Raw genomic sequence first — 1,282 nt, 5'->3', positions numbered from 1 at the left:
TGGGCCATGCCCTGATCGATCAGGGGTACCGGGTCCGCTACGCCACGGCATCGAGCCTGGTGCAGGAGCTCCAGGCGGCCAAGCAGGCCCTGCGGCTGAGCGATGCGCTGACCAAGCTCGATAAGTACGCGGTGCTGATCATCGACGACATGGGCTACGTCCAGCGCAGCGAGGCCGAGACCTCGGTGCTGTTCGAGCTGATCGCTCACCGTTACGAGTCGGCCAGCCTGATCATCACCGCCAACCAGCCGTTCAGCGCCTGGGACAGCATCTTCCCCGACAGCATGATGGCGGTGGCCGCCATCGACCGGCTGGTGCACCACGCCACGCTGCTGGAGCTGAGCGGAGAGAGCTACCGGAAACGCACCTATCAGCGTCAATTACAGGGAGGACAGACCGCGTCGTCAGGCTGACGACAACTATCCCACCCAACCGGTCATTTTAATTGTCGCTGACCGGTCAAAGTAGTTGACGTCGCATACCGATTAGCCCGCCCTTGAAATGTGTATCTCATCACGATACACTTCGAGCCATCTGGAACGGTCCACGGAGACGAGGCACGGTGATCCTCACGATCAAGCATAAGGGCCTTCAAGCCCTGTACTTGAAAGGGTCGCCCCGACCACGTGAACAAGCTCAGGCGCATCCTGGCCGCGCTTGATCAAGCCAAACAGCCCGCCGACATGGATTTTCCTGGTTTCCGCCTCCACTCACTGAAGGGGCAGTACAAGGATCACTGGTCGGTCAGCGTAAACGGCAACTGGCGCGTGATATGGCGGTTCACCGGAAAGGATGTCGAGTTGGTTGATTATCTGGACTACCACTGGGGGGCCGAGGACATAGTTGCTAGTCCCCGCACAGAGGACATGATCATGAGCACCACTGGAATGCACAACCCGCCGCACCCGGGCGAGATGCTGCGTGAGGATGTCATCGAAGCGTTGGGTATCTCGGTCGCCGAGACGGCCCGACGCCTCGGCATGTCTCGGGTCGCCCTCTCGCGGGTCGTCCACGGGCATGCTGCCATCTCGCCGGATCTGGCCGTGCGCCTCGAACGCGCCGGCGCAGGCACCGCGCGGCATTGGCTCGCGATGCAGACCGCCTATGACCTCTGGCAAGCCGAGCACAGCGAACAGCCCGAGGTCCAGCGACTGGCCTCTTGATTTGAAGCAATGAGCGGGAACGGGGGGCTTTCCCCGATTACCCTTACCCACACCAACAGGCCGCCGATCATGGATCGGCGGCCTGTTGGTGTGGCGTCATCGCGGCCCGCGGGGCGGGC

Annotated in this window: 2 protein-coding genes; both read left to right on the top strand. The window is 62.2% G+C overall.

From position 1 onward, the window contains the following. A partial coding sequence (locus CR157_RS23170) for an ATP-binding protein (RefSeq protein WP_258364269.1) occupies positions 1–413 on the top strand: 413 nt, incomplete at its 5' end. Between the two features lie 213 nt (positions 414–626). Continuing rightward, entirely contained in the window at positions 627–1,163 is a 537-nt protein-coding gene (locus CR157_RS23255; protein WP_110285603.1) for a HigA family addiction module antitoxin, read from the top strand. Positions 1,164–1,282 lie beyond the last annotated feature (119 nt).

It is taken from the genome of Halomonas sp. LBP4, from assembly GCF_003202205.1.
In the GTDB taxonomy this organism is placed as follows: Bacteria; Pseudomonadota; Gammaproteobacteria; order Pseudomonadales; family Halomonadaceae; genus Halomonas; species Halomonas flagellata.
The sequence above is the reverse complement of the archived record's forward strand: the minus strand, read 5'-3'. Positions and strand labels throughout refer to the sequence as shown.